Source organism: Peribacillus sp. TH16, from assembly GCF_016651095.1.
GTDB lineage: Bacteria > Bacillota > Bacilli > Bacillales > DSM-1321 > Peribacillus > Peribacillus butanolivorans.
On record NZ_JAEKEM010000009.1, the window covers coordinates 2,344,708 to 2,370,222 of the forward strand.

Here is a 25,515-nt window from a genome sequence, read left to right on the forward strand (position 1 = left end):
CTTATGGGTTTAATATCAGTTTATCGCCTTTTGGATGATCTAATACGGTTTTATGATAGGTTCCGTCAGTCCAATCATCAAGCTGATCGTGGTACCATTTGCTTTTAACGTTACCTGATTGACCCGGACCAACGAGATGGTAGCCTTGATTCATATCAGATAAATCGATGACAAAGCGCCATGAGCCTCCATGATTGACGGTTCCATCATCTAGAAATGCTGCTGCCTGTACGGTGACACTGCTGCCGCCGACTGGAATTCCACCTTCGTTGTTAAACAAATAATTCAACGGAGCAACACTCGATAGAGGATGGTTAAAGCGGACTTGGTGATAATCCCCCCACTCCCAATCAGCTATGTCGTTACCCTGTGATTTCTCCAGATCCTTCAATGTCTGTTGTAATGACTTTGCGAGTACTTGCTCAAGTCCGCCAGCTTCTTCTATCCAAGGACCTGGCTTCCCGTCCAGTGCCCGCCGCAGCAGTTCATCAATGGCGGATCGCCTTCCATTAAAGAGGTTGAGAGTTTCCTCAGGTATTTCATCCATTAGCAGAACTTCCCCTATCTTTTTCATCCAGACATTAAAAATCATCGGCGCTGCTGCATCTATAGAATCAATGTTATTCCATTTCTTCAGAATTCTTAAAGCTTGGTCTTCCTGTTTACCAGATGAGCCTTTCAACACCTCTAAAAATTGAGGGACAAACTCCTTAGCCTGTAGGTTTAACTGATCCATCTGCAGACTTTGCATATCCTCTGTGGTGAGCTTTTTATTAGCATGTAAAAACTCCTGGATCCTCATCTGACGGTATGGCTGCGCCCAGTTATTGCTGATATGGTAAGGATAATCATCGGATATAACCTTATTATTTGCTGTCGAAATAAATCCTGATTCTGGATTGATCGTTTTTGGGAGTTCATCGAACGGGATATAGCCTTTCCATTCATATTCATCGGTCCAACCAGGGACAGGTAACATACTATCCCCTTTTTTCCGAATTGGGATTTTCCCGTTCGCCTTATAAGCAATAGTCCCATCGACCGAAGCAAAGACAAAATTCTGTGCCGGCGTTTCAAATTTCAAGAGGGCTTTTTCGAATTCTTTCCAGTCTTTCGCTTTATTCATATTCAATACCGCTTCCAGCTCGGCAGATGGATCAAGTGCTGTCCACCTTAACGCAAGGACAGTATCTTTTCCACTTTTACCAGCAAACTCAGAGACAACCGGCCCATGGCGGGTAACCGTCACTTTATAATCGAGCGTCTTACCGTCCTTCACCTTGATCGGTTCGTCCAAGATATCAGCTTTTTCCCAATCATCTTTGTAAGCAAACTCATTCTCGTTTGCTGGATTTCTCTTTTCGATATACAGGTCCTGAACATCCGGCCCCGTATTGGTCACACCCCAGGCAACCTTTTCATTATGACCGAGAATGATTCCCGGAATCCCGGCAAAAATAACACCGCTCACATTGACAGTCGGAGCCTCCAGGTGCATTTGATACCAAACAGACGGGGTGGCTAAGCCTAGATGGGGATCATCCGCCAAAAGCGGCTGACCTGAATCTGTTTTCTTCCCCGAAACGACCCAATTATTGCTGCCGTTGAATTCATAAGGAATAACTGCCCCAGCAAAGCTTTTTTCAATATCAAGTTCGTCCTTGCTGATAATATAAGGAGCATCCTCTGGATAATTCGGGAATAAATCATACGCTTTTTCCTTTGAAAAAGTTTGCAGCAAATACTGTCTAAACGCTTGGTCTTCCCAATTCCCGCCCAAATCAAAGGCCATATATTTTCCTATAGTGAGAGAATCAACAGGTGTCCAGGGTTCTGGCTCATAGCCAAGTAAAGTGAACTCTACCGGCCAATTTCCGTTCTCCTTCAATTCATCGATATAGAGATTTACCCCTTCGGCAAACACATCCAAGGCTTCTTTCCCTTCACTTGTATACTCTGCATAGGAGGATTCAGCAGCCCGCCTCAACCCCAGCGTTCGAAAATATTTATCATTTTTAACTGTCTTCTCACCAATCACTTCACTTAATCTACCTGAAGCCTGGCGCCTGCTTAAATCCATTTGAAATAAACGATCTTGGGCCTGAATATACCCTTGCGCTAAATATAAATCATGATTATTTTCTGCCTTGATATGCGGTACCCCACTGGAATCCCTCACTACTGTAACCGGTTGCAAAAGACCGGATAGCAATATTTCACCCTTGGTTTCCGGCAGTGAGCGCGATAGAAATACGTTTGCTACAATCAAGATAGACAGCAAAAGTAAAATCAGAATTCCTAAACTCCATAGGACGCGTTTTCTCCACTTCCGTTTTGGTTTTTGCTGAGGTACGACAGCTTCCATTGCTACATCTCCCTTTCCCTTTAAAGCTCTCTTTCTTTCTACTTTAGTTATTCGCGTTTCTATCCATCTTTCCTACTACCTTCCTGATTTTCTCTATTTTTCCTGTTATCTATCAAATATGAAAAGGAATCAAGCATCATGTCAATTGGTATCACGATTTTTTAATGAGGAAAAGGAAATTCTTTTTCACAGTGTCGAAAAAGTCGCCCTGGGAATAAACAATAAAAAAACACACCGAAACAGAGTATCGGCGTGTTCAACATTATTTTGTAAGATATTCAATCGCATTGTCTACATCATCCGTGTAATAAAGGGCCTTGTCAAAGTCGTGGGCCGCTTTTGTCTCTGCAACCATGTATTCAATCGGGGATAGAAGACCAAAAAGCCTCTTCCATTTATGGTTTTTCTCCAGAAGCTTCCTTTCTCTTTTTATATCCACTGATTTGAATTCATTAATAATAAAACAAGGATCAGAAAATGTCGGGTACCGAAATCGTTCGTTCAAGGTTTGCAGTTTTTCTTCATCCCACTCTACCCTGACCAAATCCGATATGATAACTACATTTTCGACCGAATCGTGAATGCGTTTTATTAAAGCATCATATTCTTCATCTTGTAGCCCATGATCCGTCATGATTCCTATACTGTACCATTTTTTATTTGGATCCAGTTCATCCCTTTTCTTAAAAAGCACTATTTATCCACCGTCCCTTTATTTTACAGGCAGCTCTTGTTTTTGCGCTTTACTTTATCCAATTTTTATTTTAACTCTTGCGCCCTGCTGCACTTCCAGTAGTACCCAACTCTCTTTGAATGTCCAATTATAAGGAAGAGAAGCAAGCACATGTAATCCGGCCATTTCATCTGGTCGATAAACTTCTATCCCCTTTGATCATTTACTAAATTCGTTTCATTTTTTACTATAACATGTTGAAATATTGCCATGATGATAAAAAAATTCATTTTCACTTCAATCAACACAGGTAAAGTAAACCTAATTAATGATGCAGCATACAGGAACGGTAAGCAAAGTCTGTCAGTTCTATACCTCTGTTTATGGAACTTTTTTAAGCAGTACCATAAAAAAGATACCCTCATTTTAAAAGGATACCTTCATTTCACCGGTTGAAGTGCCAGCCCTCTTTGCTTAAAGATATAATCCAGAGCCTGTCCGAATGATAGGAAGGATTTTACCTGATTAGCAAAATCAAGTTGGACAATTTGCCGAACCACATCCGGAGTAAAACCGACAAACATCGTTTCCGTTCCCATCAGCGACAGTGCTCCTACCAATTGATCAAGCAGCAAGAACATATTATTTTCCTTCGTAAAGGTAATGCCAGAGAAATCCAAGATCAAAACTTCTGCATGTAAATCTGCACATTTTTGGAGAACTGTCGATTGCATGGACTCCATTCTCCAATCATCCATACGGCCGATTAACGGTACGAGAAGCACGTCTTTGAAAATGGTCTGGACAATTGGTGTTGCCAATTCTTCCATAACTTCTTGATTTTCTTTAATTTTCTGCAATGATTCATTCGCCGCTGTCGCTATTTCTTTATAATAATTCACATAACTTATACTCACGCAATGAATGAACTGATCCAAGATTGCATCAATTATAGAACTTGCCTTTAATAAAATTTCAATGGAATAGTAGCGATTGCTTACTTCTTCTTCAATAAAACTCCAGAAAAGATTACGAACCAGCTGTATTTCCTCAATATGTTTATCCAAAGGAATACCCATATCCACGATTTGCTTTCCAATCTCCATACCCGTTTTTTTCATACTTTCCATTGCTTGAGCTTTTCCATGAATTAACGCATCTGCATGAATTTGAATAAGCTGAGCCCGTACCTCTTTACTGATTTCCAAATTATAAGGAGATTCCTCTTCTTCAAACAACTCAATATGTTCTGCTAAAATATATTTGAATTTTTCTATTTTCTCACCAATCAATTTTAGTTCTTCCATGTAGGCCTCCCACACAGGGCTTTTTTCACATTTTATCAAATTATAATTAAAAAAGAAATAAGATCCTAAAATTACCAATATGATAAAAGACGTTTACCTGAGTCTTCAAAAGGGTATTACGATATATGACATGGAGGGAATCCGATGAAAAAAAATCAACAAGACTATGAATCTGAGAACATGAGTGATTTAGTCGAACTCATAAATAGTAAAAACAACAAGCGTAGAATCTTAGATATACTTCAGCGCAATAAAAAGGACAAAAGTAAAAGTAAGAAAAAAAAATAAAAAACCCAGTCCATTATGGTCTGGGTTTTTAAATGGATTGGATAAAAAGCCAAACTTTAAACGTATGAATGATTGCATCTCATCCATTTCACCTTCTAATGTGCGTGGATGTTCAGCAAAAGCACTAATCTCTTCAATGGCCGCCGATTGTTCCCCTGTAGCAGTATAAGCGTTTCGCGTCGCTGCTTCTTCCCGAAATTGGTTCGAAAATCATCAAAGTAAAAAAAGCTGATTTTGTTATTTAAACAAAATCAGCTTTACCGTTATTTTATGTATTCTGTGTGATTGACGAGCACTACCTTTTTCTTCGAATTTCCTTTACTTGTTTCCCATCAGAAGTAATATAGACTGTTTCATCAATTTTGTATGTTAAATAACGGTCACAATCAATTTCCAACGTTTTCCCATTGTTGAATTTCATTGCGCAATTGGATCCCTCTTCGGTTTCCGTCACATCAATGACTTCGTTCGTCTTAAAACCGACCGCCTTGCCATCGGAAAAATGTGGGTAGTATTTTTCTACAATCTCTACCTTTTCCAAACGACTTGGACTTGTTAAGTATACAACGAATAATATAATTAAAACGGCTACTAAGCCAATGAGAATTACAACTTTTTGTTTCACTCTATCCACTAACCTCTTCTCTTATCAATCTATTATTCTTTATCCGTTTTCACTAGATTATATTCAGAAATTCGGCAAATATGATAGAAAAGATACTTTTATTGAGCGATTTTCACCTTTTCAACCATCATGGCACACACGGCAGCGAGAATGATTAAGATGGATACTGCTGAAATGACCCCGCTCCAGCCGAACTTCATCAGAAATAGGCCACCCGATGCCCCTACGACACTAGACCCTGCATAGTAAAACAAAAGGTATAAAGAGGAGGCTTGTGCCTTCTCACTTTTTTTAGCTAACCTTCCGACCCAACTGCTCGCAATTGAATGAGCTCCAAAAAAACCAAATGTAAAAAGTGCCAGACCCATTATTTTTAATAAAAGTGGTCCTAATAAGGTTAAAAGGGCACCCATTAGCATGATGGCTATTCCGGAAAGTAGAACGAGCCTTCGACTAAATTGATCCGCCAGCTTTCCCATCCACGTTGAACTAAATGTCCCAACGAGATAGATAATAAAAATGAAACCAATCAATGTCTGTGATAAATGATACGGCGGTCCCATTAATGGTATACCTACAAAGTTATAAACAGTCACAAACGAGCCCATTAATAAGAATGCCATGCCGAATAAGAGTACTAGTCTAGTATTCCTTAAGTTGTTAATAAGTGAATTTTTAATTCTCGACAACGATATTTTATTGCGAACAGCATGCTGTGAAGGAGGAAGCATCCACCAAAAGGCTAGACTAATAATCAAACTCAAAGCCCCAAGACTACCTATCGCTATATTCCATGAGAAATGATCAGTCAGCACTCCTACAATGAGCCTGCCCGCCAGTCCGCCGATACTCGAACCGCTCACGTAGATTCCCATCACATAGCCCAGACTTTTCGGATGAAATTCTTCACTGATATAGGCCATTGCTATCGCGGGGAAACCTGCAAGCACCGCTCCTTGAACCGCTCTGATTGCGATCAAGATGTATAGGTCGTCTTGAATAAAGCTGACACATATAGATAACAATGCAGACAATGTGAGCGCTGTACCCATTATCTTTTTCCTATCGATATTTTCAGAGAAAAAGGAAACAAGCAATAAACAAATGGCAAGCGTCCCTGTAGCGAAAGATAGTGTCAGGCTTGCCACCGCTGGAGAGACTCCGAATTGTTTTGCGAATACCGGAATGACTGGTTGAGTACTATATAAATCGGCAAATGTTACAAAGCTTCCAAGAAATAAAGCCAAGATTGTCTTTCTGAATGATTTACCAGCAGGCTCAATATAATTCACTGTTGTTCAAACCTTTCAAAATTAAACTTTCTCTTATGTTAATACTATCTGCCTGAGTTGTCTATTTCGCCATAAGTTGTTGAACGGAAAGATTTTAGATTCATAAGAAAAACCCTTCACCGCAAAAGCGAAGGGTTTTCTTAAATCATTAATTTGATTGCTTCTCATTCCGCTCATTTTTTGTAAGCAACCAGTATACCGGCATACCCACGATCACAATAATTACCGAGTAAAGAGCATCTAACGGTGTATCAATTAATGTGCTCACAACAATATAAACTGCACCAGCAATCGCTATAATAGGAACTAGCGGATAAAAAGGTACTTTATACGTTTTTGCATCCGGGTCTTTTTTGCGTAAGATGAAGACCGCAAAGAAGGCAAGCCCATAAAAACTAAAGACAGAGAATATTGCCATATTGGTAAGTTTGTCGGGATTTGTTACAACCATCAAGATAATCGCTATGACCACTTGTAAAATGGTTGCATTAATAGGTGTTTTAAACTTGGGAGATATTTTACTGATTTGTTTATGACCAGGCATCATTTTATTATCCGCCATTGCTAGTGTTATACGCGGAAAGGTTAGAAGTTTCCCGTTCAAACAACCGAAAATTGAAACCAATATTCCGATCGCTATTAATTTCCCACCCAATTCTCCAAAAAGAAGTGTGGCCGCAACGTTTGCTGCATTTGTTCCATTAGCTATAATTCCCTCTGCACCCAATACATGAAGCATAGCAAGGTTTACAGCTAAGTAAGCAACCATGACCACAAGAATTCCCGTAATAATCGCTCGTGGCAAATTTTTCTGTGGATTTTTCATTTCGCCTGCCATGAAGCCGACATTCATCCAGCCGTCATATGCCCAAAGTGTAGCCAAAATGGCACCGGCCATACTGATTTTCATTGAACTTTCACTATCTATATTGAATACAGGCATCTCACCTTGTGCAATTCCGAATACTGCAATGAAAATAATCGGAATCAATTTACCAACCGTTGATAATGCTTGTATCATACCGCCGTATTTCGTCCCTAGCAGATTCATACCGGCTAAAAATACAATCGTTAGAATTCCTATAAACAATGTATAATCCGTAGAGATATTAAATAGACCTACCACTAACAACCCAAAATATAAACTGAGTGCGCCCATAACTGCAGGACCATATACTAATGTTTGAACCCAGCCGCACAGAAATCCCCATACTTTTCCGTACACTTCCTCTAAATAGACATATAAACCACCCGTTTTAGGAATGCGTGTACTTACTTCAGCAATTGTCAATCCGCTAGCTAGTGTAATTAAACCACCAATCAACCAAGCTAATAAAGCCATTGTTGAATTACCACTTAACTCAAGCACGTCACCAGGCTTCATGAAAATACCAGAGCCGATAACTGTACCAACTACAATAGATGTTCCAACCCAAAAGCCAATCGTTTTCTTCAATTGGTCATTCCCCATGATGTCCTCCCGACGTGTACACATGTACTTATTTTATATTAAAATTATATCATAAAAATTATTTGGGAATAGTTTATGCAATAGTTTGAATATTACATCATCGTCTGAAACTGTTGGTATTCCTGCACTGAGAGCGTTTTATTAAAATTTATTTATTTTTTTCTAATTCTGAATTAGACACCTTAAAACCGAATATTTTTTTAACATTTAGGAATTAAACGATTATTTATCGACTAATTGCGAATTAAAAATTATTTTATTATAAAATCGTTCGCTATATTTAAGGAAAACTTTCTGCATTATTTTTAAAAAAATACAAAAAAACCACCCCTTATAAAAGGGATGGATGTGATATTCCTTAAGCATTAAGTTCGTATTACCAAAAAATAAACATAAGCACAACTGCCACGACAATCCGATAGATGGCAAAAGGAGTCAATTTAACTTTATTAATTAAAACCAAGAAAAAGCGGATACAGAATAACGCAAAAATAAATGCGCTGATAAAGCCTGCGATAAAAAATGGCAGAACTTCAGGTGTGAAAATATCCCAATATTTTATAATTTTCAACAAACTGGCACCAGCCATGATTGGAACTGCCATGATAAAAGTGAAATCAGAAGCCGCCCGGTAGCTCATACCTAATAGCACACCGCCTGATATCGTTGAACCTGAGCGGGAAAATCCCGGCCATAGGGACAAACATTGAATTAACCCGACCCCAAGGGCTTGTTTATAAGTAATTTGATCAACCGTTTCAGCAGTCACCTTCGGACGGAATTTATCCGCAGCAATCATCAAAAATGCGCCCAAGATTAATCCAACGATAACCGTCTTCATTGTAAATAAATTTTCATCAATATAATCTTCAAACAATAAACCTAATACGGCAGCAGGTAACAAACCGACGATTATCTGCAATAGGTTGAGCTTTTGCCCCCCTGGAGCAGATGGGTTTTTCATTTTCCTTAAACCAAGCAAGTCCATGAATCGACCCCAGAAGAGAACGACTACAGCAAGAATCGATCCAAGCTGGATTACAACTTTAAATGCATTGGCCACTTCACTTCCAAAAAGCTCGTTCGATTTCAGCCATATGTCATCAACAATAATCATATGCCCTGTAGATGATACAGGAGCAAATTCAGTTAATCCTTCTACTAGTCCAAGGATAACCGCTACAAAGATTTCCCACATATTCATTATTTTCACCTCATAATTCGCACACCTATTTATGGAAATACCATTAGTATTGTACTAGTTGTTTAATATATTGTCTATTAAACATTGCTGAAAGAAATTTGGGGTACATGTATGATAGGTATTAAGATAAATTCTAAAAGGAGTGATGAACTTGAAAAACATCCAAATTTTCGCCCATAGAGGGTCCAAAGGAACACATCCTGAAAATACTATGGCCGCTTTTAAAGAGGCAGCACGAATCGGGGCTGAGGGAATTGAGTTTGACGTCCATCTTAGTTCAGATGGAGAAATGATCGTTATCCATGACGAAACACTTGACCGAACTACTTCTCTTTTAGGTTATGTAAAAGATTGTTCAGCACAAAAATTGAAAACAGCAGATGCCGGGAGCAAATTTTCTGAGGAATTCCAAGGAGAACCGATTCCTTTTTTAAAAGAAATTTTCGACTGGGCTATAGATAATACAATGTTGATGAATATCGAAATCAAAACGGATAAGCTCCCATATGAAGGAATTGAACAGAAAATTGTTGATTTAATTCGTCAGTATCGATTGGAAAATCGGGTAATTCTATCCTCCTTCAATCATCAATCAATTGAAAAGGTGAAGAAGCTGGCTCCTGAAATCGAGCGGGCCTTATTGTTTGAGGGACTGCCTGAGAACATCGAAGAAATCTTAAGCGCAAAAAAAGAAGCTGGGTTCCACCCTGATAGAAACAGCCTGACTGAAACTATTAATCACTATGCGAAGAAACTTGGATACAAAGTCCGGCCATGGGTCGCTAATAATAAAGCTGACATTATCAGGCTCGCTGAAATGGATGTCGATGTGATAATGACGGACTTTCCTGAAAAGGCAATCAAGATCTTAAAAGCTTGGCAAACGAGCGACTAATATAATGCGAAAGAGAAGGAGGACGATGCTCCTTCTCTTCCTAATCCATTTTTATTCAGTTAATTAACGAGAATATCCGCCTAATTGTTGCTCAGCCATTTGCACTAAACGTTTTGTAATTTCTCCACCAACAGATCCGTTAGCACGAGCAGTAGTGTCGGCACCTAAGTTTACGCCAAATTCACTAGCGATTTCATTCTTCATTTGTTGTAGAGCTTGCTCTGCACCAGCTACTACTAGTTGATTGCTGCTATTGTTGTTTGCCATGTGTTTTTCACCTCCTACTAATATTAATTAGCATTTTAAGCTTAAATTATTATTGCCAATTTATTGAATTATTTTATCTTTACGTTCCCTTCAATCCAAAGCTCTTTATCATGAATTTCTTTTTAGGCTCATAAACTGTTAGGAAACTTTCAGTAGGAGGGAAAAGAATTGCAAATTCATGTGGTTAGGCCTGGCCAGACGTTATTTGGCATCGCCCAGACGTATAGCGTAAGCGTTGACCGGCTCGTGGAAACAAATAAGATCCCTAACCCAAATAATCTTGTTACGGGGCAGGCCCTTGTCATTCCAATTGTCGGCAGTTATTATTTCGTGCAATCCGGCGATAGTTTATCTTCGATATCTAAAAAAGTTGGTGTCCCTGTTCAAGAATTGGCAAATATAAATGGTATTTCCGAAAATCAATCTTTATCCGTTGGATACCGTCTCTACATTCCTGCACAAAAGAAAAGGACAGCTGAATTTAATGGCTATGTCGAGCCGCGGGGCACGACCGTCGCACCTGCCCTTGAGACAGCTGCAAGGGAAGCTGCGCCCTATTTAACCTATTTAGCTCCTTTCAGCTTTCAGGCGCTTCGTGACGGCTCCTTAAAGGAGCCATTGCTCAACAACTTTCCTACCATTGCCAAAGAAAATAAAAATGTATTAATGATGGTAATCACAAATCAGGAAAATGACCAATTCAGCGATGAGCTCGGGCAAATCATCTTAACGAATACTTCCGTTCAGAATAAGTTCCTGAACAACATCGTTGCAACTGCGAAGAAATATGGTTTCCGGGATATCCACTTTGACTTTGAGTTTTTACGGCCGTCTGATAAAGAAGCCTATAATCAATTTCTCCGAAAAGCCAAGGAACGTTTCAAAAAAGAAGGATGGTTCATATCAACTGCGCTAGCCCCGAAAACAAGTGCAGAGCAAAAAGGACGCTGGTATGAAGCGCATGACTATAAAGCACATGGTGAAATTGTCGACTTTGTTATCATCATGACATATGAATGGGGATATAGCGGCGGGCCCGCAATGGCTGTATCACCAATAGGCCCTGTCCGCGATGTTCTCGAATATGCCATCACGGATATTCCAGCCAACAAAATCCTGATGGGGCAAAATCTATATGGCTATGATTGGACATTGCCCTTTGTGCAGGGTTCCATTGCCAAGGCCATCAGTCCACAGCAGGCCATCCAGATTGCAGCAACCAATAACGTATCAATCGAGTATGATGAAAAAGCGCAGGCTCCTCATTTTAGATATACAGACGTTGAGGATAAACAGCATGAGGTCTGGTTTGAAGATGCACGATCTATTCAGGCAAAGTTTGATTTAATCAAAGAATTGAATCTAAGAGGTATGAGTTATTGGAAGCTCGGTCTAGCCTTCCCTCAAAACTGGCTTCTTATAAGCGATAACTTTAACGTACGAAGAAGGGTTTGAATCGCCAATCGTAAAACTTTCAGGAATATCGCGGAAAGTGTTGCATATAATCTAACATCGAGCATAAAGTCCAGTTCCAGGATACGTGACTCATCTATAAAAGCCTTCCGTCGTTTAACGGAAGGCTTTTATCATTTTTCCTCCTTAATCGCCTGCTGAAGCTTAGGCTTTTAACCTTTTTGATATCAGTCTCGACAAAATCAAGGAATCCATCAAGAAATTTTTCAGTTTGAATTATGAACCCTTGATCTAGAAGGTACTTTGGATCCGATGTCGACATATATAAATTAATTGGATACCTGTTCCATCCACATACACAATCGAATCATCCAGCTGTTACCTATCCATTAACCCTTTTTATTTACTATTATCAAAAAACTTCATAGTACCCAGGTTTTCACCCTCAGATTCTTCTATACTCCTTGTTACTATAATGACAAATTTTTTTCATGAGAGGGACTCATTCAAAATTTGTCCAGCCAAGCCTTATGAGCAAAACCTTTTTTGTCCATACTAAAAAGGACAGCTAGGGGGTGTGAAAAAACATGATTCGAATCAAACCATTCAATACCGTCTTTCCAAGGATTCCCCGTTTTATTAGATTGCTTTCTATCATCGCGCTATTTTTACTCTCATTTGGTATACTGATTCATCTAGTTGAGCCACGGAATTTCCCTACCCTACTTGATGGTATCTATTGGGCAATCGTAACTATGTCAACGGTAGGGTATGGAGATTACACTCCAATGACGGATATTGGAAAGATCATTGGAATATTCCTCATTTTGTCAGGTGCCGGCCTGGTCACTTCTTATTTTGCTCAAATTGCTAAAATGTCTATCTCCAATGAAAGGCAATATCTAACAGGAAAAAAGGAGTTCTCTAGTGGAGGACATATTATCATCGTTGGCTGGAATGGTCGTTCTAAAAGAATCATCAGTGACATTCATGATAGTAAGCACCATCAAGCTATTGTCCTGATAGATGATACGTTACAAAAGCACCCGCTTCCCAGAACAAATATCCACTTTATACAAGGAAAAGCAACCTTAGATTCCGTTTTGAAACAAGCTAATATAAAACAAGCCATACGAGTTCTTATCACTGCTGATCTAAAGCAAAATGAACTTCAAACCGACATGTTCTCGATTTTAACGTTACTAGCGGTCAAAGGACTAAATCCGAATGTGTATTGTCTAGTAGAAATTTTAACGCAGGAACAAAAGGAAAATGCTTTACGAGCTGGGGCAGACGGTATCGTAGAAACAAATAAGTTTGCAAGTGAATATATGCAGGATTGTTTATGGAAAGGGATGGCAGGAGAGTTTGAAGAGAAAATAGAAAAGTGGAGTTTGAACATTAAACAGCTGCCCACTCATATCGAATGGACAGGTTTGTCGTTCAAAGAATTGAGCGTTAAGTTATTTGATAAAAACATTTTATTAGTCGGTATCATTTCAGGAGGCGAGACAATTATCAAACCCCCTGCAGATATAATCATTCATCATAATGACACCCTACTAATCATTGAAGATTAATGTATTAAAAGCTTTTCCAAATCATGGACTAGTGATTTTCCGTATGAGATATAGTTCTCCGGAAACTCCGCATCTGGATTTTCCGGTTCAGCAAACTGATTGAAGGAGGCTGCAATGTTACCTATATTTCCTTCATCGTCAGTACCATCCTCGTACTTATGAGATAACAAAAACGGTTGTAAAAGTTCTACCATCACCCCATCCGTATCAAGAGACCCATCAACAGCCTTGAAAGGAATTCTTAAAAATTGATAACCATCACTGTCATCCATTTTATAATCAAAAGATCCATGGTCATAGTCCCAGCCTCCGCCTATCACATAGCCTTCTGGTTTTAACTTCGTCTCCAGATCAAATAAACCGAATGTTTTCCCTTCCAACTCAGAAGATATTTTAATCATTGTAAAAACCTCTTTCGCTAATTTTTTATTAGCATAACCAAAAAGGCTTTAAAAAAACCTGAGGATTACTACTATTCCTCCCTCGTTTGAGCATAGAGGAGATTAGCTTTGTCACTGATTTCCAAGCTATCCCCACTCTTTTTCGTAGTCTCTTCACCTTTATTGCTTCTTTTGTCTCGTCCATTTGCAATAGATGTATTTGTCTCAATTTGCTGCTTTTCTTGTTGCAGCTGCTGGACCTTCTGCTGCATTGCTTCAGCCATTTCATCCGATAGGTAAGCTTCCTGAATATCACCCTAGAGCTCACTCCTCTGTTTCTCAAGCACTTTGATGGCACTGAGAAGCTACCCATTGCAGAACTTGTAGAACCTAATATGTCGTCGATGATACTTGCATCATAATCCCTCACTTCTATTTTAATATTGTGATTACCATTATCAGGGATGTATTTTAACTTCCCCTTGATTTACATTTACTAAAATTAGATAAAAACAAAAAAGGTATCAAGCTTGGACAGTGTAATCCAGCTTGATACCTTTTTTAATAAATGCTTATAGGCGCTGTTCGAGCTCCTCTTTTTTCTTTTCATAACCTGGTTTACCTAGAAGGGCAAACATGTTCACCTTATACGCTTCCACTCCAGGCTGATCAAATGGATTGACCCCTAGTAGGTAACCGCTCATCGCACAAGCTTTCTCGAAGAAATATACGAGATAGCCAAATGTATACGCATCCAGCTGCGGCACCGATAAAATCAGATTTGGAACACCACCGTCTGTATGAGCTAACAGCGTACCTTCGAAAGCTTTATTATTGACAAATTGCACCGTTTCTCCCGCCAAATAATTCAAACCATCCAAGTCATTGTCCGCTTCCTCAATTAAAATTTCATGACGAGCTTTTTCCACTTTGATGACCGTTTCAAAAAGATCGCGGCGTCCTTCCTGAACATACTGTCCTAATGAATGCAGGTCAGTTGAAAAGTTGGCGGATGCAGGGAAAATTCCTTTTTGGTCTTTCCCTTCACTCTCTCCGAATAACTGCTTCCACCACTCGGAAAAGTACTGAAGTCCAGGCTCATAGTTTATCAGCATTTCAATAGTCTTACCTTTATTGTATAGAACGTTGCGGACCACTGCATACTGGTATGCCTGATTATCAGCTAGCTCAGAAGAACTGAAGTCCACTCTTGCATGTTCGGCACCCTCCATGATTTGGTCGATATCTGCACCGCTCACTGCAATTGGAAGCAACCCTACTGCTGTTAATACTGAATAACGGCCACCAACATCGTCAGGAATAACGAAGGTTTGGAAGCCCTCTTCAGTTGCTACCGTTTTTAAAGCGCCCTTTTCTTTATCAGTGGTCGCATAAATCCGGCCTTTCGCTTCTTCGACACCATATTTTTGTTCGAGCAGTTTCCGGAAAATTCGGAACGCAAGAGCAGGTTCAGTTGTCGTGCCCGATTTTGAAATTACATTGATGGAGAAATCCTTATCCGCCAATAAATCCATAACATCTTGCATATATGTAGAGCTGATATTGTTACCGACAAATATAATTTGTGGTGTATTTCTTTTGTCCGAAGGCAAAAGATTATAAAAACTATGTTGAAGCATCTCAATGGCAGCACGTGCCCCTAAGTAGGATCCGCCAATTCCGATAACCAATAACACATCTGAATCATCTTTTATTTTAGCGGCTGCTTTTTTAATCCTTGAGAATTCTTCCTTATCATAATTAGCAGGTAAATCAATCCAGCCAAGATACTCATTGCCTGCCCCTGTCTGTTCATGCAGAGAATGGTGTGCCACTTTTACAGCATCCTGTAAATAAGTCATTTCATGCTTTCCAAAAAACGGTAGAGCCTTTGAATAATCGAAATGTAAATGGGCCAAGCCAATTCCTCCTCTAATTTTAAGATTCTCTTTCACTTTATCTGATGTATTAATCATAATCAAGGAATCGATAAAGTAAACATCAGATTATACCCTTCGTTTAAGAATTTCTCCCAACATTTGTGATGGGAGAACTCAGCTTTATAACTCGAATTATAACGAAGCCCGTAAAATGGCAAGAACATCTTCGCGATTCAACACTTTAAATTGGCCAAAATCTCCTCTGCTCATGGCTTTATCGGCCATGATCTCTAACTGCGAGTCGTCGATACCATAATCCGCAAGACGTGTCGGCGCCCCTAAGCTGCTCCAAAATGTACGAAGTCGTTCAATGCCCTCAAGCGCAGCTTCCTCATCCGTTTTACCATTCGGATCTACATTAAATACGCGGACTGCAACCTGCTTGAAACGGTTGACATTTTCATGGAGCACATGTTTCATCCAATTTGGAAATAGGATAGCCAATCCTCCAGCATGGGGGATATCATATACCGCCGAAACTGCATGTTCAATATTATGTGTAGCCCAATCGCCGTTGTAACCAACCCCTAGAGATCCGTTTAAGGCAAGTGTTCCCGCATATAATACCGTAGACCGGTGCTCATAATTCTCCAGGTCTTCCAATAGCTTTGGAGCCGTTTCGATGACCGTCAACAAGAGAGATTCACAAAAGCGGTCCTGAAGAGGTGCATGGGTTTCTGGATGAAAATATGATTCAAACACATGTGACATCATATCAACCATTCCGTAGACCGTTTGATTTCTTGGAACCGAAAAAGTATTTACGGGATCTAAAATGGAGAATTGCGGATAAACTAAAGGACTTCCCCATCCGTATTTCTCTTTCGTTTCCCAATTTGTTATGACAGAACCTGGATTTGCTTCAGAACCAGTTGCGGCTATAGTCAGCACTGTGCCAAACGGAAGGGCTTCATTCACTGGTGCCTTTTTAATTACGAGATCCCATGGGTCTCCCTTATATTTCGCACCTGCAACAATGGCCTTTGTAGCGTCAATAACGCTTCCTCCGCCAACTGCAAGTACAAAGTCGATTTGATGCTCCTTACAAAGCTCCACACCTTTACGGACTGTAGAAATGCGTGGATTCGGTTCAACTCCGGCAAGTTCATGTACTTCCGCATTAATCTCCCTTAATGCTGTGATTACCTTATCATACAGACCATTTTTCTTTATACTTCCACCGCCGTATACAAGTAACACTTTATCACCAAAGGGTGGAATTTCTGTTTTTAGACTTTCAAGCTGATTTTTCCCAAAAATTAATTTAGTAGGATTTTTATAAGTAAAATTCTCCAATACATTCTCTCCTTTTATGACACATTGTCCTCTTTTTCAGGCCACAATATCCACCTCTTGGGCAATGGTGAGTTTTTGCTTTTCTTCATTATGCCGAAAGTTCCATATAAATACAAAGTATCCGTTCGGAAGTTTTGTCCGGATGTATATTTGCATGGTGAAAAAGCATGATAAATAAAGAACTACTTATTAAAAAAGGAGGCTGTACAATGAGTGGAATACAAAGAACTGCACTTGTTTTTACAATTATCGGTGCTGTGAATTGGGGATTAATCGGGTTTTTCCAATTCGATTTAGTTGCTTCTATCTTCGGCGGACAAGATGCTGCATTGGCTCGTATCGTTTATGGAATAGTAGGAATTGCCGGTCTTATTAACCTTGGTCTTCTCTTCAAACCAAGTCCTGAAGTTTCAAGAGAGCCTGAAGCTAAACCAACTCGTTGAAAGTCTTAGGTCTATAGATAATTTGTTTGTCCTATAAATAAAGCCGGTCCATGATAACCTCATGCCCCGGCTTTATTTTAATTAATACTTTTTTTCAATGCGTTCAAAGTCCTAATCAATTTCTGGCTTATCAATTACATCGGAGGTACAAATCGAATGATGTTTTCGCATTTTCTTACAGCTTTACAGAGTTTATATATCCGACTTCAATTCTTCTTCAATCACAAGCAAACATTTTCCACCTGACTTAATTTATCAGTAATAAAAACCAGTGGAATTCATCTCTATATTTCGTATTGGAGAGCGGCATGGCTGTCGTCGTCCGACCATGAAAGTTCCCGATAGAAGCAATTATTTTCACCGTTCAAACAGAGATAACCCGCACTTTGGCGAGTTGATGGTTTGAATATGAAGGGTCGAAATGCTATATGAAAATGCTAATAAGCACAAAAAAACCGACTGATCAAAGGATCTGTCGGTTAAAAAAATTATTTTTTGATTAGGTCTTCGCGTTGAGATTGCTCAATCCAAGCTTGAAGTTTGTCTTTCAAAGAGTTGAAGCCTTCAGTAGATTCGATGTGAGATGTTGCTTTAACAGATGCTTGGCGTTTTTTCGGAGCTTTTTTCGGAGCTTCAGTACGCTCAGGAGCTTCTTCTGTTGCGCGGATCGATAAGCCAATTTTTCCAGCAGCTGAATCGATAGAAAGCACTTTAACTTTTACTTCATCGCCCACTTTTAAATGTTCGTTAATATCTTTTACGAATCCGTGAGTAATTTCAGAAATATGAACTAAACCTTGAGTTGAATCATCTAGAGCAACAAATGCACCGTATGGTTGAATACCAGTTACTTTGCCAGTAACTACCGCACCAATTTCGAATTTTTCAGACATGGTAACACTCCTATTTTATATATATTTTTTCGTCTTTTCACGCAATAAAAAATTATATCACATAATTGGAAAATAATCAAAGTTAAGTATATCATACTTTTTAGGTTTTTACTCAATAAAAATGTTTGTTTTTTGGAAATACTTATTATTATAAGATTGTTATTTATAACTTAACCTAAAAATATGCAATTAAACATGATTTCCTTTAACATATTCACTTATTTTTCTAAAGATTGTAATTTTAAAACACTACCTAATGTTGAAGAGTTTGGTATTTCTTGATTCGCTCCATCGTACCAATCATGATTATCCCCGTGTTTCTCAAGTAGATAAATCTAATGTAACATCCCAAATACGCCGCTTCGATATTTTCTCGATGTGGCATTTTTTCACAAAACATACATATTCATTCACTTTACTTATACTATAATATGGTAAAATAATCATATAAAGAATATTTCCTGATAAAGGAGTGCTTGACAATGTCAAATATCGCGAAGAACATCCGTCAGTACCGAGAAGATCATAACCTCACTCAACAGGAACTGGCTTTAAAATTACGTATTGGCACCAAGAAAATTGAAATGTATGAATCAGGTGAGTCAGTCCCTGATACACAAACCATTTTGCGGCTTTCTACCGTTCTTGATATTCCAGCTTCAGAATTTTTAAAAGTTAGTCCAACAGTGAATGCCGCTGGTGTTGACGAGGAAATCGAAAAGCTAATTGAGGAGATTGGAACCGAAAAGGCAATACTTATCCTAAGAACAGCTAAAGATTTTAGTGAAGAGCAAATTCTGAATGTTATGAATAAATTATATAACACACAAACTTAATTAAAATAATGCTGGTTGTACATGTATTTTTTCCAAATTATCGGATATACTATGATTAACACTTTCTATGTTAATCCATTAGATTAACTCTTTTTTCTAATTCCCCCTATGGAAAAGGGATCCGTCGTAAGTAACGACAGGATCCCTATTTTTTTGCTTTTATTCAACAATGATTCTTCATGAAACGTTCCATTCTTTTCAGTGCTTCTTGAAGATGCTCCATGGAAGAAGCGTAAGAACAACGGATATGCCCTTCACCGCTTTCTCCAAATACATCTCCCGGCACAACAGCAACTAGTTCTTCCTTCAGAAGTCTTTCTGCAAATTCCATCGAAGTCATCCCTGTTTTTTCGATAGATGGAAAAGCATAAAAGGCCCCTCCTGGTTTATGACAGTCCAGACCGATGTCATTGAACGATTTCACTATATAATTCCTTCTTCTTCGATAACTCCTTCGCATCTCTTCCACATCTTGCATCCCGTGCTTTAATGCTTCCAATGCTGCATGCTGCGCCATAGTTGGGGCACACATCATCGCATATTGGTGAAGCTTCAGCATTGCTTCAGAAATTTCTTTAGGCGCACATACAAATCCTAGACGCCATCCAGTCATCGCAAAACCTTTAGAAAATCCATTGATTACGATTGTACGTTCCATCATGCCATCAATAGCTGCAAAAGAAGTGAATACCTCATCATAAGCAAGCTCCGCATAGATTTCATCGGAAATAACTAGTAAATCATGTTTTTTAACGATATCAGCAAGCATCACTAATTCTGCCTGCTCAAGTTGAGTACCTGTAGGGTTATTCGGCGAACAGATTAAAACGGCCTTCGTTTTAGGAGTAATCGCCGCTTCAAGTTGTTCGGGTGTTAACTTAAAGTCATCATCCTTAGAGGTTTGAACCGTGACTGGAATCCCCCCTGCCATGGTCACTAGGGGTGCATAGGCGACAAAACAAGGTTCGACGACGATAACTTCTTCACCTGGATTCAAAATAGTTCTCAGCGTAATATCGAGCGCCTGGCTTGCTCCAACCGTTACAATAATTTGATCCTCAGGTCTATACGAAACATGGAACTGCTTCTCCATATATTTGCTGATCTCTGACCTTAATTCAAATAATCCGGCATTAGCTGTATATGAGGTATATCCTTCCTCCAATGAGTTGATAGCTGCTTCCCTTACTGCCCATGATGTAACGAAATCTGGTTCACCTACACCAAGTGAGACGACACCCTCCAAATTGGCAGCCAAGTCGAAGAAGCGGCGAATTCCTGATGGTTTTAGCTCTGCAATTGTCCTTGAAACATAACTCGTTTTAATCATGGTGACACCACTATCCGCTTATCTTCTTCAGTTTGATCAAATATAGTGCCGTCATGCTTGTATTTTTTCATAATAAAGTGAGTCGTAGTAGATATAACAGAATCAAGTGTCGAAAGTTTTTCTGATACAAAGCTTGCCACTTCATTCATCGAACGTCCCTCGACGATGACGGAAAGATCATAGGCTCCAGACATTAAATAGACGGACTCTACTTCTTTAAACCGGTAAATTCGTTTTGCGACCTCATCGAAACCAACACCGCGTTTTGGTGTAACTTTTACATCAATCATCGCAGTGACACCATGGTATTCATCCACTTTTGCCCAGTTAATAACTGTTAAATAACGGACAATCACACGCATGTCTTCTAATTTTTTTAATGTTACTTCAATGTCCGCTTCTGATAACTCGGTCATTTTCGCCAAATCCTTCAGATCAATCCGGCTGTTATTTTCAATGATTCTCAAGACTTCCAATTCCTCTTCATTCAAGTGCATTGGAAAACCCCCCTTTTGGAATTCACTAATTTAGACGTGATGTTTGGCTGGCAGATAGTCTGATGAATTACCTTATTAGACTTTTATAGAATCAAGTACGACAATATAAATTAATAAGTCCTATTCTGTCAGGATAAACTTACACTATTATATCAAAATTGATTGAAAACCTGTTATAGTAATTGTCTTTTTTCATGGTTATTATTACAATTACTGTTATGCAACAGCGTTAAAGGACAGAATTTTTGGATTTTCAGGGAAAATCTGTGATTGAGACAATATCTCTTTTTATTTAGATGAGAAATAATAATAGAGAAGGAGCTTTATATGGAAGGTCACACAATTAAAGGCATCGAACAGGTGGGAAATATTGATATCTATTTTGAATATGATCAAATTAATGATTCCTTTCCGACCCTTGTATTACTGCATGGGTTTTTATCATCCAGCTTCAGCTTCCGTAAATTAGTACCTTATTTAATCCAAGATTTCAATGTAATCTCGATAGATCTTCCTCCATTCGGTCAAAGCGGGAAAGCTTATCGATATACATATTCTTTCCAGAATATCGTCAAATCCGTTGTCCAGTTTTTAGAAGGCAAAAACATCAGGAAATTTAGTATCATCGGGCACTCTATGGGTGGCCAGGTTTCCTTGCAACTCATTAAATCACATCCGGACCTGGTCGAACATGCCATTCTCCTTGCCGGTTCAGGCTATCAGCCTAGCTATTCAGAAAAAATGAAGATGATTAGCTATCTGCCTTTCTTTTCGTTCGGAATAAAACGGTATCTACAAAAGTCGGGGATAGAAAAGAACTTGAAAAACGTTGTTCATAATCAAGCCATGATTGATGATGAAATGCGGCAAGGCTATCTAGAACCATTCATTAAGAAGCATGATATATTTCGTGCGCTAGGAAGGATGCTACGCGATAAGGAAGTCGATTTATTAGAGGAGGACCTTTATTCGATTCAAACGCCTTGTCTGCTTGTTTGGGGTCGGCATGATAAAGTAGTACCCCTGAAGATTGGTGAAAGGTTACATAAAGACCTTCCTAATTCAAAACTTGCCGTCTTAGAAAATTCAGGACATCTGCTTCCAGAGGAGAATCCCGAAGAAGTGTATCACTTAATTAAGGAATTTTTAAGGACACCGACTATCCAAACATAAAAGAGGATGACCCTTATTTCGGGTCATCCTTCACAGTCTTTAGATCGAGCAGCTGGCATCATTCTTTATGATTAGCAGCTTCTTTGCAACATCCAGACATTTTTCCATCATAACGGGCGCATCAAATGCGAACTCATAGATAGATTTTATTTTTATCGCCAGTTCCTGTGGGTTATCTATATCTCGGATTGCAACAACTGTATCCGCAATTTCGGGCTCATATAGTTCCCCGCCAATCTGAAAAGGGTCCCATTCTTGCAAAATAGCAACCAACGCTAAATTCATTTGCTGTGTATCCATATAATCATCACCTGCTCAATATATTCAGAGAACATGATATCATAGTATCATAACAACACGCTTTTCGCGAAGACGACAAATTTTTAAATCGGTGGTGGATATTTTGAAAGAGTCAATTTTTGAAGAACACATTAACAGGGAAAATACCGGATCAGTAAAATGGGATAAAAACTCGCTTAAATCATTGTATGGAAGAGAAGATGTACTGCCAATGTGGGTTGCCGATATGGATTTCCCTTCTCCTGAGGGCATTCAAAAAGCGTTAATTGAACGCCTGAATCATCCGATTTTCGGTTATACCGTCCCTTCCGAAACGGTTTTCACCGAAATTCAAAGCTGGCTTAGAGACCAGCACTCCTGGCCCATCACAAAGGAATGGATCTCATTTAGCTCTGGCGTCGTTTCAGCCATCGGTACAACGATCCAAGCATTCACGAACCCGGGTGATAAAATATTGGTACAATCACCGGTCTATACACCATTTTTTGATATGGTCAAAAATAATGACCGGGAAGTGGTCAACAGTCCGCTTATCATAGAAGACGATCGCTTTAAGATTGATTTTACGGATTTTGAAGACAAGCTGAAAAGTGGAGTGAAACTATTCCTGTTTTGCAGTCCACATAATCCCGGCGGACGCGTTTGGACAAAAGACGAACTCCTGCGGATTGGCGAGCTCTGTGTAAAATATGATGTAATCATAGTCAGTGATGAGATTCACGCTGACTTATTCCATTCAACATCCAGACATTATCCCATCGCCTCACTTTCAGAACAATTATCGGATATAACAGTTACGTTAATGGCACCAAGTAAAACATTCAATATAGCCGGCATTCAGGCTTCATTCCTGATCACCAGTAATGAAAAACTGCAGAAGCAATTGCAAAAGGCTCAAACGAAACTGGCCTTTCATGGACTGAACATCCTAGCTTTAACAGCTATGGAAGCCGCGTATCGAGAGGGCTTACCCTGGCTGAAAGACATGATTGCTTACATCGAGGAGAATATAAAAGTGGCAGAGGAATTCATTGCTGCTGAAATTCCTGCACTGCACGTCATGCATCCGGATGCCTCTTACCTTTTATGGATTGACTGCCGTGATCTAGGATTGAACGACAAGGAAATTAAGGAACGACTGATCAATCAAGGGAAGCTCGCATTAGAGCCTGGTTCAAAATATGGCCCAGGCGGAGAAGGTTTCGTCCGGATGAATATTGGTTGTTCACGCAGTGTGCTGTTGGATGGGCTTAATCGATTAAAAGTGGCTTTTTCATAAGAAATAACAAAGAACCAGGTTTGAAGCCTGGTTCTTTGCTTTTTTCTATTAGTCCTTCTCTTCTTCTACATATGGATCATGCTCATAACGAGGCAGATCCCCAATCGATGTTTGTATATTTTCTTCAATAAGTGTTTCCTTCAATTCTTGATACTGGGAGTTAGGATAGACCGTTATCTCCTTACCGTATATATCCACGCCAACAAAATTTTCATAATCTTCAACATACCCAATATTTTCTTCAGACTCGACATACATATCTTCATAATCGTTAGGAGGATAAGCAAAATCAGAAGGCGTTTCAGATGTTCCATAGCTAGCAACTTCCTGCCATGAATCCTCCGCATCGAATGCAACCGATTCGTCCCGCCCATCATAATCAAACCTTCCAAATGGAGGTCCCAACACTTCCTCTTCTACCGGCCGATTGTCAGAAGTTTCTTGAGATGGCGAATGTTCAACACAAAAGGTAGTCGTCGGGATAATGCTCAAACGGTCAAGAGGAATTTCTTTTGAACAAACTTCACATTTCCCATACTCTCCTGCATCAATTGCTTGAAGGGCTCGATTAATATCCCTAATTTCATCTCGGACATGCTCACCCAGCGCCAAATCTTTTTCACGCTCATATAATTCTGTTCCTTGATCACCAGGATGATTATCATAGCTCGATAACTCACCAGTCGAATCATCTTGACTTCTTCTTAAACCAAAGTCACCCGAGTCATTTAATTGCTTTTCCAACTCCTGCTTTGTGTGCTGCAATTGCTGTTGAAAGCTTTTTATTTGCTGATTAGATAGCATGTGCAACATCCTTTCATAATCGTTTCTTCTCTCTAGTATTTCTATCTTTACTTCATTCCATAAAGGTACTTTTTACCTCAAGAATAAATCGGAAGAGAGAACAAAAACTAATAAAATTCAAAAAGATGGGCTTTTCGTGTGTTTTTCCAAAGAGGATTAATTAACATAATCGTTCCAGACAATTCGGTAAGATGCAGATGATGATGCAATATTCGTATCAAAGCGTAAACTTTCGTGTAAGTCTAAACAATAGGGGATCGCGGGGGATTATTAGATGCGACTTAAATAAAATAAGGCGGACACATCATTCTGTGTTCGCCTCTTTTTTAATTATTGATATATTTTTCAAAAACATAACCGAAATCTTTAATATGATACTTTTTCCGGCTGTCCATCAACCATTCAAAAGCAGCGGAATTAATATCCTTAAAACTCGCGGCCATTTGACTTCCTTCAGTCCGAACCTGGTTCAATGTGGAAGAAGCAAGGTTTACACTTTGCTGGGCATATTGAAGGGCATACTCATTTTCATGACAAATTTCCGATATTTTAACAAGTGATTTGAACAAGTCCTTTAATTCTTCGATGAATTTTTTATGAACATCAATGGAAAAAGTTTTTGCCCCAATCGAAAATTTAATTTCTGCATCCAAATCCACGGTGCCTGCCGTTTCAAGGGTCACGTTGGAAATATTATGCTGGCTATAGCTATACCTTGTAAGTGTACGCTTTTTACTAATGGCACTTGTACCATCCAAATGGATAAACGCCTGATTCGTAAAACAGTATTCATCGGTTTTCGATTTAATCAGGAAATAAATTTTTTCCTCATCTTCGTGCATGATGTAATCATCTGCATCCACCTTGTCATAGTCGGCAGGCTTAATCACACTTCCAATATCACTGAGACCAAGTGCATCAGCCGCAATTTTCTTAAACAAATTCCATTCCTCCTCTATTCATA

26 protein-coding genes are annotated in these 25,515 nt (G+C 39.2%); 8 read left to right on the forward strand and 18 right to left on the reverse strand.

Annotation, left to right across the window (positions count from 1 at the left end; genetic code table 11):
• Position 1: 1 nt before the first annotated feature.
• From JFV29_RS25375 to JFV29_RS25385, 3 genes are all read right to left on the reverse strand, one after another.
• Positions 2 to 2,365, reverse strand: coding sequence for a penicillin acylase family protein (locus tag JFV29_RS25375; protein ID WP_201187135.1), 2,364 nt, complete (start codon positions 2,363 to 2,365; stop codon positions 2 to 4).
• Positions 2,366 to 2,627: 262 nt separating this feature from the next.
• Positions 2,628 to 3,059, reverse strand: a complete 432-nt coding sequence (locus tag JFV29_RS25380) for a hypothetical protein (protein ID WP_056525647.1) — start codon at positions 3,057 to 3,059, stop codon at positions 2,628 to 2,630.
• Between the two features lie 419 nt (positions 3,060 to 3,478).
• The gene (locus tag JFV29_RS25385; protein ID WP_201187136.1) at positions 3,479 to 4,345 is read right to left on the reverse strand and encodes an STAS domain-containing protein; all 867 of its coding nucleotides are present in this window, start codon (positions 4,343 to 4,345) and stop codon (positions 3,479 to 3,481) included.
• 144 nt (positions 4,346 to 4,489) lie between these two features.
• Between JFV29_RS25385 and JFV29_RS25390 the strand changes: the two genes are divergently transcribed.
• Positions 4,490 to 4,633, forward strand: a complete 144-nt coding sequence (locus JFV29_RS25390; RefSeq protein WP_201187137.1) for a hypothetical protein — start codon at positions 4,490 to 4,492, stop codon at positions 4,631 to 4,633.
• 295 nt (positions 4,634 to 4,928) lie between these two features.
• On the opposite strand, the gene JFV29_RS25395 is transcribed toward JFV29_RS25390, so the two are convergent.
• From JFV29_RS25395 to JFV29_RS25410, 4 genes are all read right to left on the reverse strand, one after another.
• Entirely contained in the window at positions 4,929 to 5,267 is a 339-nt protein-coding gene (locus tag JFV29_RS25395; protein WP_201187138.1) for a hypothetical protein, read from the reverse strand.
• Between the two features lie 89 nt (positions 5,268 to 5,356).
• Positions 5,357 to 6,550, reverse strand: coding sequence for an MFS transporter (locus tag JFV29_RS25400; RefSeq protein ID WP_201187139.1), 1,194 nt, complete (start codon positions 6,548 to 6,550; stop codon positions 5,357 to 5,359).
• 148 nt (positions 6,551 to 6,698) lie between these two features.
• Positions 6,699 to 8,021: an APC family permease gene (locus tag JFV29_RS25405; RefSeq protein WP_201187141.1), complete on the reverse strand. Its 1,323-nt coding sequence runs from the start codon at positions 8,019 to 8,021 to the stop codon at positions 6,699 to 6,701.
• A gap of 376 nt (positions 8,022 to 8,397) precedes the next feature.
• Positions 8,398 to 9,225, reverse strand: coding sequence for an undecaprenyl-diphosphate phosphatase (locus JFV29_RS25410; protein ID WP_053348764.1), 828 nt, complete (start codon positions 9,223 to 9,225; stop codon positions 8,398 to 8,400).
• A 151-nt stretch (positions 9,226 to 9,376) separates the two neighbouring features.
• Between JFV29_RS25410 and JFV29_RS25415 the strand changes: the two genes are divergently transcribed.
• The gene (locus tag JFV29_RS25415) at positions 9,377 to 10,120 is read left to right on the forward strand and encodes a glycerophosphodiester phosphodiesterase (RefSeq protein ID WP_201187143.1); all 744 of its coding nucleotides are present in this window, start codon (positions 9,377 to 9,379) and stop codon (positions 10,118 to 10,120) included.
• Between the two features lie 63 nt (positions 10,121 to 10,183).
• Here the strand turns inward: JFV29_RS25415 and JFV29_RS25420 are convergent, their stop codons facing one another.
• Complete coding sequence (locus tag JFV29_RS25420) at positions 10,184 to 10,387, reverse strand: alpha/beta-type small acid-soluble spore protein (RefSeq protein WP_053348762.1); 204 nt, start codon at positions 10,385 to 10,387, stop codon at positions 10,184 to 10,186.
• 168 nt (positions 10,388 to 10,555) lie between these two features.
• On the opposite strand from JFV29_RS25420, the gene JFV29_RS25425 reads away from it, so the two are divergent.
• Positions 10,556 to 11,842: a glycosyl hydrolase family 18 protein gene (locus tag JFV29_RS25425; protein ID WP_201187145.1), complete on the forward strand. Its 1,287-nt coding sequence runs from the start codon at positions 10,556 to 10,558 to the stop codon at positions 11,840 to 11,842.
• 545 nt (positions 11,843 to 12,387) lie between these two features.
• The gene (locus tag JFV29_RS25430) at positions 12,388 to 13,380 is read left to right on the forward strand and encodes a potassium channel family protein (protein WP_201187147.1); all 993 of its coding nucleotides are present in this window, start codon (positions 12,388 to 12,390) and stop codon (positions 13,378 to 13,380) included.
• On the opposite strand, the gene JFV29_RS25435 is transcribed toward JFV29_RS25430, so the two are convergent.
• The 4 genes from JFV29_RS25435 to JFV29_RS25450 form a co-directional block, all read right to left on the reverse strand.
• Positions 13,377 to 13,781: a YugN-like family protein gene (locus tag JFV29_RS25435; RefSeq protein WP_056525664.1), complete on the reverse strand. Its 405-nt coding sequence runs from the start codon at positions 13,779 to 13,781 to the stop codon at positions 13,377 to 13,379. The two genes, JFV29_RS25430 and JFV29_RS25435, sit on opposite strands and share 4 nt — an antisense overlap.
• A 71-nt stretch (positions 13,782 to 13,852) precedes the next feature.
• Positions 13,853 to 14,044 carry a hypothetical protein gene (locus tag JFV29_RS25440; RefSeq protein ID WP_201187149.1) on the reverse strand — a complete coding sequence of 64 codons (192 nt, stop codon included), beginning with the start codon at positions 14,042 to 14,044 and terminating at the stop codon, positions 13,853 to 13,855.
• Between the two features lie 288 nt (positions 14,045 to 14,332).
• Positions 14,333 to 15,679, reverse strand: coding sequence for a glucose-6-phosphate isomerase (locus tag JFV29_RS25445; RefSeq protein ID WP_053348759.1), 1,347 nt, complete (start codon positions 15,677 to 15,679; stop codon positions 14,333 to 14,335).
• A gap of 153 nt (positions 15,680 to 15,832) precedes the next feature.
• On the reverse strand, positions 15,833 to 16,996 hold the full coding sequence (locus JFV29_RS25450; protein ID WP_201187151.1) for an iron-containing alcohol dehydrogenase: 1,164 nt from the start codon (positions 16,994 to 16,996) through the stop codon (positions 15,833 to 15,835).
• Between the two features lie 209 nt (positions 16,997 to 17,205).
• Between JFV29_RS25450 and JFV29_RS25455 the strand changes: the two genes are divergently transcribed.
• A complete protein-coding gene (locus JFV29_RS25455; RefSeq protein ID WP_056525676.1) occupies positions 17,206 to 17,439 on the forward strand; it encodes a DUF378 domain-containing protein in 234 nt (77 codons plus the stop codon).
• A gap of 488 nt (positions 17,440 to 17,927) precedes the next feature.
• Here JFV29_RS25455 and yugI read toward each other — a convergent pair whose 3' ends face one another.
• Positions 17,928 to 18,332, reverse strand: a complete 405-nt coding sequence (gene yugI / locus JFV29_RS25460; RefSeq protein ID WP_201187152.1) for a S1 domain-containing post-transcriptional regulator GSP13 — start codon at positions 18,330 to 18,332, stop codon at positions 17,928 to 17,930.
• A gap of 482 nt (positions 18,333 to 18,814) precedes the next feature.
• On the opposite strand from yugI, the gene JFV29_RS25465 reads away from it, so the two are divergent.
• Positions 18,815 to 19,168, forward strand: coding sequence for a helix-turn-helix domain-containing protein (locus JFV29_RS25465; RefSeq protein WP_053348755.1), 354 nt, complete (start codon positions 18,815 to 18,817; stop codon positions 19,166 to 19,168).
• Between the two features lie 163 nt (positions 19,169 to 19,331).
• On the opposite strand, the gene JFV29_RS25470 is transcribed toward JFV29_RS25465, so the two are convergent.
• Both JFV29_RS25470 and JFV29_RS25475 read right to left on the reverse strand, forming a co-directional pair.
• On the reverse strand, positions 19,332 to 20,498 hold the full coding sequence (locus JFV29_RS25470) for an aminotransferase (RefSeq protein WP_056525678.1): 1,167 nt from the start codon (positions 20,496 to 20,498) through the stop codon (positions 19,332 to 19,334).
• Positions 20,495 to 20,995, reverse strand: a complete 501-nt coding sequence (locus JFV29_RS25475) for an Lrp/AsnC family transcriptional regulator (protein ID WP_053348753.1) — start codon at positions 20,993 to 20,995, stop codon at positions 20,495 to 20,497. The genes JFV29_RS25470 and JFV29_RS25475 overlap by 4 nt, the downstream gene beginning before the upstream one ends.
• A 327-nt stretch (positions 20,996 to 21,322) precedes the next feature.
• Here JFV29_RS25475 and JFV29_RS25480 point away from each other — a divergent pair, with 327 nt between their 5' ends.
• Positions 21,323 to 22,168, forward strand: coding sequence for an alpha/beta fold hydrolase (locus JFV29_RS25480; protein ID WP_201187154.1), 846 nt, complete (start codon positions 21,323 to 21,325; stop codon positions 22,166 to 22,168).
• Between the two features lie 39 nt (positions 22,169 to 22,207).
• Here the strand turns inward: JFV29_RS25480 and JFV29_RS25485 are convergent, their stop codons facing one another.
• Complete coding sequence (locus tag JFV29_RS25485; RefSeq protein ID WP_201187156.1) at positions 22,208 to 22,468, reverse strand: DUF1871 family protein; 261 nt, start codon at positions 22,466 to 22,468, stop codon at positions 22,208 to 22,210.
• 94 nt (positions 22,469 to 22,562) lie between these two features.
• Here JFV29_RS25485 and JFV29_RS25490 point away from each other — a divergent pair, with 94 nt between their 5' ends.
• Positions 22,563 to 23,747, forward strand: a complete 1,185-nt coding sequence (locus tag JFV29_RS25490) for a MalY/PatB family protein (RefSeq protein ID WP_342366602.1) — start codon at positions 22,563 to 22,565, stop codon at positions 23,745 to 23,747.
• 48 nt (positions 23,748 to 23,795) lie between these two features.
• On the opposite strand, the gene JFV29_RS25495 is transcribed toward JFV29_RS25490, so the two are convergent.
• Positions 23,796 to 24,551, reverse strand: a complete 756-nt coding sequence (locus JFV29_RS25495; RefSeq protein WP_053348749.1) for a TraR/DksA C4-type zinc finger protein — start codon at positions 24,549 to 24,551, stop codon at positions 23,796 to 23,798.
• 326 nt (positions 24,552 to 24,877) lie between these two features.
• The gene (locus tag JFV29_RS25500; protein WP_053348748.1) at positions 24,878 to 25,492 is read right to left on the reverse strand and encodes a PH domain-containing protein; all 615 of its coding nucleotides are present in this window, start codon (positions 25,490 to 25,492) and stop codon (positions 24,878 to 24,880) included.
• Positions 25,493 to 25,515 lie beyond the last annotated feature (23 nt).

Excerpts from the sequence above, each read along its gene's own strand:
- JFV29_RS25375 (WP_201187135.1), bottom strand. The coding sequence starts at position 2,365 with ATGGAAGCTGTCGTACCTCAGCAAAAACCAAAACGGAAGTGGAGAAAA.
- JFV29_RS25385 (WP_201187136.1), bottom strand. The coding sequence starts at position 4,345 with ATGGAAGAACTAAAATTGATTGGTGAGAAAATAGAAAAATTCAAATAT.
- JFV29_RS25390 (WP_201187137.1), top strand. The coding sequence starts at position 4,490 with ATGAAAAAAAATCAACAAGACTATGAATCTGAGAACATGAGTGATTTA.
- JFV29_RS25405 (WP_201187141.1), bottom strand. The coding sequence starts at position 8,021 with ATGGGGAATGACCAATTGAAGAAAACGATTGGCTTTTGGGTTGGAACA.
- JFV29_RS25410 (WP_053348764.1), bottom strand. The coding sequence starts at position 9,225 with ATGAATATGTGGGAAATCTTTGTAGCGGTTATCCTTGGACTAGTAGAA.
- JFV29_RS25420 (WP_053348762.1), bottom strand. The coding sequence starts at position 10,387 with ATGGCAAACAACAATAGCAGCAATCAACTAGTAGTAGCTGGTGCAGAG.
- JFV29_RS25430 (WP_201187147.1), top strand. The coding sequence starts at position 12,388 with ATGATTCGAATCAAACCATTCAATACCGTCTTTCCAAGGATTCCCCGT.
- JFV29_RS25435 (WP_056525664.1), bottom strand. The coding sequence starts at position 13,781 with ATGATTAAAATATCTTCTGAGTTGGAAGGGAAAACATTCGGTTTATTT.
- JFV29_RS25440 (WP_201187149.1), bottom strand. The coding sequence starts at position 14,044 with ATGGCTGAAGCAATGCAGCAGAAGGTCCAGCAGCTGCAACAAGAAAAG.
- JFV29_RS25455 (WP_056525676.1), top strand. The coding sequence starts at position 17,206 with ATGAGTGGAATACAAAGAACTGCACTTGTTTTTACAATTATCGGTGCT.
- yugI (WP_201187152.1), bottom strand. The coding sequence starts at position 18,332 with ATGTCTGAAAAATTCGAAATTGGTGCGGTAGTTACTGGCAAAGTAACT.
- JFV29_RS25465 (WP_053348755.1), top strand. The coding sequence starts at position 18,815 with ATGTCAAATATCGCGAAGAACATCCGTCAGTACCGAGAAGATCATAAC.
- JFV29_RS25470 (WP_056525678.1), bottom strand. The coding sequence starts at position 20,498 with ATGATTAAAACGAGTTATGTTTCAAGGACAATTGCAGAGCTAAAACCA.
- JFV29_RS25475 (WP_053348753.1), bottom strand. The coding sequence starts at position 20,995 with ATGCACTTGAATGAAGAGGAATTGGAAGTCTTGAGAATCATTGAAAAT.
- JFV29_RS25480 (WP_201187154.1), top strand. The coding sequence starts at position 21,323 with ATGGAAGGTCACACAATTAAAGGCATCGAACAGGTGGGAAATATTGAT.
- JFV29_RS25485 (WP_201187156.1), bottom strand. The coding sequence starts at position 22,468 with ATGGATACACAGCAAATGAATTTAGCGTTGGTTGCTATTTTGCAAGAA.
- JFV29_RS25495 (WP_053348749.1), bottom strand. The coding sequence starts at position 24,551 with ATGCTATCTAATCAGCAAATAAAAAGCTTTCAACAGCAATTGCAGCAC.